At 43.5% G+C, this 8,389-nt stretch carries 6 protein-coding genes; 2 read left to right on the plus strand and 4 right to left on the minus strand.

Annotated elements, in window-relative coordinates:
* The first annotated feature begins 265 nt into the window (after positions 1-265).
* Together ACRC32_RS05395 and glgB are read left to right on the plus strand one after the other, a co-directional pair.
* Positions 266-610 (plus strand): hypothetical protein, encoded by a 345-nt coding sequence (locus ACRC32_RS05395; RefSeq protein WP_438553028.1) that lies wholly within the window; start codon positions 266-268, stop codon positions 608-610.
* A 259-nt stretch (positions 611-869) separates the two neighbouring features.
* Positions 870-3,158: a 1,4-alpha-glucan branching enzyme gene (gene glgB / locus ACRC32_RS05400; RefSeq protein ID WP_438553033.1), complete on the plus strand. Its 2,289-nt coding sequence runs from the start codon at positions 870-872 to the stop codon at positions 3,156-3,158.
* Positions 3,159-3,233: 75 nt separating this feature from the next.
* On the opposite strand, the gene ACRC32_RS05405 is transcribed toward glgB, so the two are convergent.
* The 4 genes from ACRC32_RS05405 to hpsA form a co-directional block, all read right to left on the minus strand.
* Complete coding sequence (locus ACRC32_RS05405; RefSeq protein WP_438553029.1) at positions 3,234-3,830, minus strand: prepilin-type N-terminal cleavage/methylation domain-containing protein; 597 nt, start codon at positions 3,828-3,830, stop codon at positions 3,234-3,236.
* A gap of 20 nt (positions 3,831-3,850) precedes the next feature.
* The gene (hpsC, locus tag ACRC32_RS05410) at positions 3,851-4,903 is read right to left on the minus strand and encodes a hormogonium polysaccharide secretion pseudopilin HpsC (protein ID WP_438553030.1); all 1,053 of its coding nucleotides are present in this window, start codon (positions 4,901-4,903) and stop codon (positions 3,851-3,853) included.
* Positions 4,904-4,999: 96 nt separating this feature from the next.
* Positions 5,000-5,824: a hormogonium polysaccharide secretion pseudopilin HpsB gene (gene hpsB / locus ACRC32_RS05415; protein ID WP_438553031.1), complete on the minus strand. Its 825-nt coding sequence runs from the start codon at positions 5,822-5,824 to the stop codon at positions 5,000-5,002.
* A gap of 15 nt (positions 5,825-5,839) precedes the next feature.
* Positions 5,840-8,389, minus strand: a 2,550-nt coding sequence (gene hpsA, locus ACRC32_RS05420) for a hormogonium polysaccharide biosynthesis protein HpsA (RefSeq protein WP_438553032.1), incomplete at its 5' end; no start/stop codon positions are given.

Here is an 8,389-nt window from a genome sequence, read left to right on the forward strand (position 1 = left end):
CTGGGTATGGAAGTGATGCACGAGCGCAACGCTCACAACTTCCCCCTCGACTTAGCTGCTGTCGAAGCTCCTTCCCTCAATGGCTAATTCGCTCTTCTAACGAAACTAGCGCCTCCCCAAAAAGGGGGGCGCTTTTTGCATTACATATGCTCTCTTGTCACATAAGTAATAAGTACATACATATGTAGTGCTTAGGTGTAGTGCTTAGGAGGGCAGACAAAATGCTATAAATACTCTGGTAGCAGTTTAGGGAGAAAGAGAGAGTATGGGGCTTTTGCCAGCTGGCAAACGTCAGGAGATAACCCACTTTCAAACTCAATTTTTAGGTGTTGGCATCGTGTTTTTTACAATCTCTGCGATCGCCCACTCTGCCTTAGCTTTACCACCACCAGAAGATACACCAGAAGAAGTCTTGCGGACGGAAATCTTTCTCACAGCGCGATCGCCTGTGGATGGAAAACCTCTAACTGCTGCTGAATACGCTCAATTACAAGCTAAATTACAAACCCGTCCCGCACCACCTACATTGAACTCTCAAGTCCGAGAAATCGTTTTTCTACTCCAACTGCGAAAGGCAATTCGTACTTTTTTACCTTTTTTGCCGATTTGAGGGAGCAGGGAGCAGGGAGTAGGGAGCAGTTATCAGTGACCAGTGACCAGTAACCTGTAATTTCTCCCTTGTCTCCCTTGTCTCCCTTGTCTTCCTTGTCTCCTTTTCCCTGACTCCCCAAAGTCTTACCTATGGTTGAGACAAAATCAGACTAAATACCGTTGCTTTGCTTGCTCATTTGCAAATAAATGTAAAGAATGTGTATAAGTATGACGAGAGGAGTTTAGTAAATTTATTCCAGGTAGGTAGCTGCATGTCTATGACCACCATTGCACCAGAACAGGTTGATCGAATTATTTGGAACCAGCATCAAGATCCTTTTGAAGTGCTAGGCGCTCATTCCGTGGAACAGGAAGGCAAAACCGTCTGGGCAGTGCGAGCATACTTACCAAATGCGAGTGCGGCGTGGGTGGTACTGCCAGAGGAAAGGAAAGAATTTCCGATGGAGACCGTGCATCATCCTCACTTTTTTGAATGCACGCTCGATCTTCCCGAACTGGCAAACTATCAGTTGCGGATTTTGGAGGGAGAACGCGAGCGTGTGATTTACGACCCCTACGCCTTTCGCTCTCCTCGCTTGACAGATTTTGACCTGCATCTATTTGCGGAAGGCAATCACCACCGCATTTATGAAAAACTAGGAGCGCACTCAACAGAAATTAACGGTGTCCAAGGCGTTTATTTCGCTGTTTGGGCTCCGAACGCACGCAATGCGTCAGTTATTGGAGATTTTAATTATTGGGACGGACGCAAGCACCAGATGCGCAAAGGTGCTACAGGAGTATGGGAAATATTTATTCCCGAACTCAAAGTCGGCGATCGCTATAAATATGAAATAAAAAATAACGATGGTCACATCTATGAAAAGTCTGACCCTTACGGCTTTCAGCAAGAACCCCGACCCAAAACCGCATCCATTGTCACAGACTTAGACGCTTATGAATGGAGCGATTTGGCATGGATGGAAAAACGCCGCCATACCGACCCCCTAACGCAGCCAATTTCCGTTTATGAAGTCCATCTAGGTTCGTGGTTGCACGCCTCCTCTGCCGAACCTCCCAGGTTGCCTAATGGGGAGACAGAAGCCGTCGTCATTGTCTCGGAACTCAAACCAGGGGCGCGTTTCCTCACCTACCGAGAACTTGGCGATCGCCTGATTCCCTACGTGAAAGATTTAGGATACACCCATATTGAATTATTACCAATTGCAGAGCATCCCTTCGACGGCTCTTGGGGATATCAAGTCACTGGCTATTATGCTTGTACGTCCCGTTATGGCACGCCAGAAGACTTCATGTATTTTGTTGACCAATGCCACCAAAACGGTATTGGGGTAATTGTTGATTGGGTTCCAGGTCATTTCCCTAAAGATGGACATGGATTGGCATTTTTTGATGGGACTCACCTCTACGAACACGCCGATCCGCGCAAGGGAGAACACAAAGAATGGGGAACTTTAGTATTCAACTACAGCCGCAACGAAGTGAGAAACTTCTTGGTTGCCAACGCCTTGTTCTGGTTTGATAAGTATCACATCGACGGAATTCGGGTAGATGCCGTTGCCTCAATGCTTTACCTGAACTATTGCCGCAAAGAAGGGGAATGGTTGCCAAATCAATATGGTGGCACGGAAAATTTAGAGGCAGCAGAGTTCCTGCGGCAAACAAATCACGTTATTTTTAGTTATTTTCCTGGCATCGTCTCCATCGCGGAAGAATCTACCGCTTGGCCTATGGTATCTTGGCCCACGTATATGGGCGGATTAGGCTTTAATCTCAAGTGGAACATGGGCTGGATGCACGATATGCTGGATTACTTCAGCATGGATCCTTGGTTCCGCCAGTTCCACCAAAATAACGTCACTTTTAGCATGTGGTATCACCACAGCGAAAATTACATGTTGGCTCTATCCCACGATGAAGTCGTACATGGCAAAAGTAACATCATCGGCAAAATGCCAGGGGATAGGTGGCAGAAATTCGCCAACGTCCGCTGCTTGTTTACCTTCATGTTCGTTCATCCCGGCAAAAAAACCATGTTTATGAGCATGGAGTTTGGACAGTGGAGCGAGTGGAACGTCTGGGGTGACTTAGAGTGGCAGTTGTTGCAATATGAATCACACCAACAGCTCAAGCAGTTTTTCAAAGACCTAAACCACACATATCGCTCTGAACCAGCTTTGTACAGCCAAGATTTTGCTGAAGCGGGGTTTGAGTGGATCGATTGCAGCGACAATCGCCATAGCGTAGTTGCGTTAATTCGTCGCGCCAAAGATTCAGAGGATTTTGCGATCGCAGTTTGTAACTTTACTCCTCAACCGCATTCCCACTATCGAATTGGCGTACCCGAAGCAGGATTTTATCAAGAGTTATTTAATAGCGATTCCCGCGAGTACGGCGGTAGCAACATGGGTAACTTAGGTGGCAAATGGACGGATGAATGGCAATATCACAATCATCCATACTCTATCGATCTGTGTTTGCCTCCTTTGGGCGTGCTGATTTTGAAGCTAAATCGGGAAAAAACAGCAGAGGTAATGAGTAAGTAAAAAGTCAAAAGCCAAAAGTCAAAACTAATAACAACTACCCATCGACGATCTCAAATGACAAATGACAAATGACGTTTAATTCAGACAATTTTCATCGCTAGCCGATCGGATTGCGCCCAGGAGAGTGGAGACTTTAACACAACTCCAGCGCTGTCCGCCGTTACGAGTGGCGATCGCAATTTTTCCTAATGGACTATTTGCTTCTCCGCGATAGTTAAATTGCATTCGCCACAGATTATGAGTTGGATCGAATTCTAAAGTCGTGCCATCGGGATCGTTGGCATTCACAATTGGATCGACGATGCGAATCGCTGCATCTAAGTTTTGCCAAGTTACAGTGGTCGGATTTGTACTTGCTGGCAGAACGATCCACTGTGCTACGCCGTTGTTTTCACGAAAGCTGACTTGCCATATCACTTTATCTCGCCTAGCATTACTTTGTGCTGCCTGTAAAGAGCGCAAAATTTGGTCTTGAGCAACACTCAAACGGCGACCGTCAACAAAAGCCACCCAGCTAGGAGCCGCGATCGCACTTAAAACTCCGATAATAATGACTACAACGATGAGTTCGATTAGGGTAAATCCCGCGTTAGATGTTTTATAGTTGTATTTAACTTGCCAGGGTCGGGAGTCGGGAATCGGGAGTCGGGAGTCGGAAAAGAGTTTTTTCATCTCTGTTAATAGCAGCTTATCTAAAAGTTAGAACTAGTCGTACCGCGACTTTTTACTTGTATATTTAAACTAGGAAAATAAACAGCCTGACTGTCACTATAAACAGCATTTTGCTCCAAACGCATTAACGCACTTCCTCTCAAATAAACTTGAGCTAAATTGCGCGATGCATCTACACAAGCATAAAAACTATTTATTTGTAAAGGATTAGCAAGTTGAGTATTAGCAGGAACGAGTTGAGCCGCAGAAGAAATATTTTGACAATCTAACGGCTTTGGCGTGCGATCGCTCGGACTCGGATCGACATAATCTACTAATACTTCAATGGGATTTTCTTGAGGATTGTAAGCTGTATCTGCCTTTTGCCAAGCATTCATTTTCTCCTTGAGAGTTCCCGCTTGAGAAAGATTGAATAATTGAAAACCAGGAGAGGGATTTGTCAGATAACTTCTCGAATTATTAGAATCTCTAATTCCATCTTGTAGTTCGAGTCTACCAATTCTAGCTGCTCCCGACCAAGCAGGATTACGATCTTTAATTAAGTAATAAATCACTAAAGAATAAACAAAATAATCTCTTTGACTACAGACATCAGTTCGAGGTAACTTAGTCAAGCATCCAACAGTAGTTGTATTTCCATCTATCGTAGTAACAGAACGATCTTGAGCTAAAAAAGTAGGCTTCCAAAATACGAGTACGGGAACTTTATCTGCTTCTCTAGCATGAGGTAATTGGTCAGCGATCGCCTGCACTCCATCAGCATCATAAATATAAATAGCTTCTTGTAAATCCCTAGAAATATAATCAAGTGCCAACTGTATTTCTTGTTCGCTACTAGATTTCGCTTGTTCTCTCCGCTCAGAAGTCAACATATTCGTCATAAAAGACAACAGCGAACTCAAAACAATCGAAGAAATAACAATCGACACCAAAAGCTCAATCAAAGTAAAACCACTACAACCCAATCCTCTCGTTTTCTTATTCTCTTTTCTTCCTTTGCCCCTACTCTTACGAGAAGCCGCTTCGCGTCTTTGCGTCTTCGCGCGACAAAAATCAAAAAATCCATAACGCATATAACATGTTCAACCTTATTATCAATAAAAATAGAGCAAATCAAAAAACAGATATTTTAACTTTTGACTTTTAACTTTTAACTTTTAACTTTTGACTCACTCACACCCAAGGCGATCGCAAAAATCATTTATACTCGACTCATTTGCAGCAATTTCTGTAGCTGTTTCTACCAATGGTGTTTTGAAATTACCCAACCCTCCCGAAAAAGTCAACTGCGTTCTTTGAGTATTAGGATCGCTAGCAACCAGCGGTGACAGATCGCTAAAACCAGCAGCACGATAAACCCGAAGTCCCAATATATATGCTTTATCCATAGATTGAGCCGCAGAACTGGCGCTGCGAAAAGCTTGAATGACCAAATCTTGTCCGCTATCGCTACTACAACCGCCACCATCTAAATCGAAGCAATATAAACTCGATGTCGTATTGTTCCAGCAATAAGAATTACTAACTGTAACATTCGTACAACGCAAACCACCAGAAGTAGAAGGAGGAGCAGTGGCAACAAATTGTTCGCGTTGAGAATTAAAATTTTTGTTACTATCGACTTCATTTAAGACAACTATATGCTGTGGTGGTGCAATCGTTCCCGCCTTAACTCCAGCAAGATAAGTTTTTGTTGCTTGAGTTGCTAATTCTATTCGCCTTGCTTGCAGCCGATTACCAACAGCAAGGACAAAAACAGGCGCGATCGCGGTCATCAAGATTGATAGAATTGCGATCGCGATTAAAGCTTCGAGGATGGTGAAACCCGATGCGTGGTACGTGTTATTCTCTCCTCCAGCTCCCTCAGCTCTCTTTCCCGACTCCCGTACGGGCGGGTTTAACAAAAAGACTATTTGTTCTCGGACAGATCTCTTCAAAAAACCCGCCCCTACGACTCCCGACTCCCGACTCCTATAATTCTCCTTTGTCTCCATATTTTCCCATTTCCCCTAATTCAAGTTTGCCGGATAATCGGGTGTATCGTTTTGACAAGTTGCCGGACGCTGAGTTTTATCTAAAATCGCATATTGAGTGTAGGTAGCCGTAATTTTACCAGTGCGATCGCTGGCTATGGCTGTACACAACAAAGTTTGCACCCAAGGATCGTCCCGACTGACTTCTCTTAGCAGTTCGCTAGGCTGGCTTGTCGATGGAGTCGTAAACTCTTGGGCAAATAAGTCTGACGATTGGGAGAATAAAGCAACATCAAACTGCCAGTGTCGTTCTGGTTCGCTGTAATATGGTGGCGTTCCTGTTGGTAAATCGTTGTTAGCGCCACCAGTGGGATATTTATTAATGGCGTAGTCAAACCAGCTAAGGTTATCTGCCGTAGCCAACTCAGCAGCCGTGTCACGACGGATCGGCATAAATGGTGCTGTAGCGTAGGCACTCCGCCGCATTTGAATAAAGTTACCGTTGATGTTGACTACCCTGTTTTCCCAGTTTTCTAGAAAACGGACGAAGTTAGGCAATCCTGCTGACTCTTCTTGAGGACGACTGGGACTATTACCAGCCATAAATACGGCATTAAAGGTTGTATCTTCTTCGGCTGTTTGCAACCAGTTGATGGCGTAGCGATTTGGGTTTCCTCGATCCAGGGTTTCACTGGGAAAACCATCTGGACTGTGAATTTGTAAAACAGGGACTAATAGCGGCTGACCGTTAGAGACTTCTTTAATAAGCAGCAGATTATTTGGACTATAGGATTCGCCTTGAGTTGGATCGACAGGATTATTTGTTGTTTTAAACCATAATGCATTAGGTACTTGCCGAGGTAATCCATCTGGTCTAGCGTTATTATTTCCATCAACATAGCGAAACTGTTTTACGTTTCCTTGAGAATCGATTCCTAAAGGAGTTAGTTGATTAGCACTAACTTGGTTATTTTGTCGCTGATTGTTTGGTTGATTATTTTGTTGATTATTTTGTTGTTGATTATTTTGTCGATCGCTCTGTTGGTTATTCTGTTGGTTACCTGGATTACTCTGTTGGTTGTTTAAATTATTTTGTTGATTATTCTGTTGGTTACCTGGATTACTCGGTTGGTTGTTTGAATTATTTTGTTGATTATTCTGTTGGTTATTTTGTCGATCGCTTAGATTACTCGGCTGATTATTTTGCCGATCGTTTAAATTATTCTGGCGATTATTCTGGTTCCTATTTTGATTTTGGTTTTGATTATTTAAGTTATCATTCCTCTGAAAAGCCACTCGCCGAGGATAGCGCCGATCTTCTGGTTGTAAAGCAGGTCGAGCGGTAGTACCTGCCCCAAGTCGATCGGGTTTGTATCCTCCATCTGGTGGACTACTGAGATTTATAGCACTATTCATTTCGGTATTATCTAATTTTTCATCCCTACCTTGGTCATAACCAATCTTCCAATCACCCTCTTGACAAGTTTCAACAGGTATCTTTCGACAAATTTCCATGACGTATTCAGGAAAAGTTGTACGTCGCTGTATGGGTGTGACTCCGTTAGTTAAATAGGAACCTACATAACTATCGTCGGAATTTTTCTGATTAGGATATGGATTACCGCTACTATTTGTATCCCACCAATCAGAACTCGTAACAAAGCTGTTATCCCAAAAGCCTTGATTATTACGACTTTGGGAAACCTTGTCACGTTCTGTCGTAGGCTGTTGAGGATTGTCTGGCGTAGTTTGTTGAGAGATAGGGAGGGCTGTATTCTTGTTAAGATCGTAGTCTCCCTGATTGCGAAAACCATCTCTGAAAGAATTAGATAGCAGCGTCACAGCATCAGCAATAATAGTAGCCGATCGCCACGTATCGCCATCGCGATCGGGACATCCTGCTTTGCCAGGACGACAGGCAAAATTTGGAGTAAGATTTCCTAATCTACGAGTATAAAAATTGCTCCAATTAGACCGATCGAGTGTTTCTTGAAACTCTTCTAATCTGGTTCCTAATGGAGTTTGATGAAGATTAAAATCGCCTTTGATATAGACAGGTAGATCGGAAACTAAAATCAATCCTTTCTCTTCCGGTCGATATCTATTATCAATATCGCGCGATAAGTCACTACCATTTATTAAACGAATACCATTAGGGCGACGGGTAGGATCGAGTTTAAAATCTGTAGGACTGAGTAACTGGCTTTCAAGCCGCGCGATCGCAGATGTATCTGTTGAACTTTGCACTACATCTGCGTTGCGATTGGTAGAATCATTTGCCGACGAATCATCGCGTAAGGCATCGTCACGGCTAGCATAAACTATACCACTATTTGGTAATAGATAATCGCTGTCAATCTGACTTGGATCTATTTTCTTGCGAGTAAGTCCTACGATTTTTTCTTTCTTTGGATCGCTATATGTTTCTTGAATTTCTCCCGTACTCAGATTGATGTCTGTCACCCTAATTTCTAACGGTTGACGCTGTTCTATATCTAAATCGTAGAGTGGAGAATTGCGATCGCCATTGACTCCTGAATTGGAGGTAGTAATATTTGCCCCAGTGATGCGGTCGCGGTTAATTGC

The sequence above is a fragment of the Chroococcidiopsis sp. genome, from assembly GCF_051657925.1.
GTDB lineage: Bacteria > Cyanobacteriota > Cyanobacteriia > Cyanobacteriales > Chroococcidiopsidaceae > Chroococcidiopsis.

Coding starts and splice junctions, on each gene's coding strand:
- ACRC32_RS05405 (WP_438553029.1), bottom strand. CDS start 3,830: ATGAAAAAACTCTTTTCCGACTCCCGACTCCCGATTCCCGACTCCCGA.
- glgB (WP_438553033.1), top strand. CDS start 870: ATGACCACCATTGCACCAGAACAGGTTGATCGAATTATTTGGAACCAG.
- ACRC32_RS05395 (WP_438553028.1), top strand. CDS start 266: ATGGGGCTTTTGCCAGCTGGCAAACGTCAGGAGATAACCCACTTTCAA.
- hpsB (WP_438553031.1), bottom strand. CDS start 5,824: ATGGAGACAAAGGAGAATTATAGGAGTCGGGAGTCGGGAGTCGTAGGG.
- hpsC (WP_438553030.1), bottom strand. CDS start 4,903: ATGCGTTATGGATTTTTTGATTTTTGTCGCGCGAAGACGCAAAGACGC.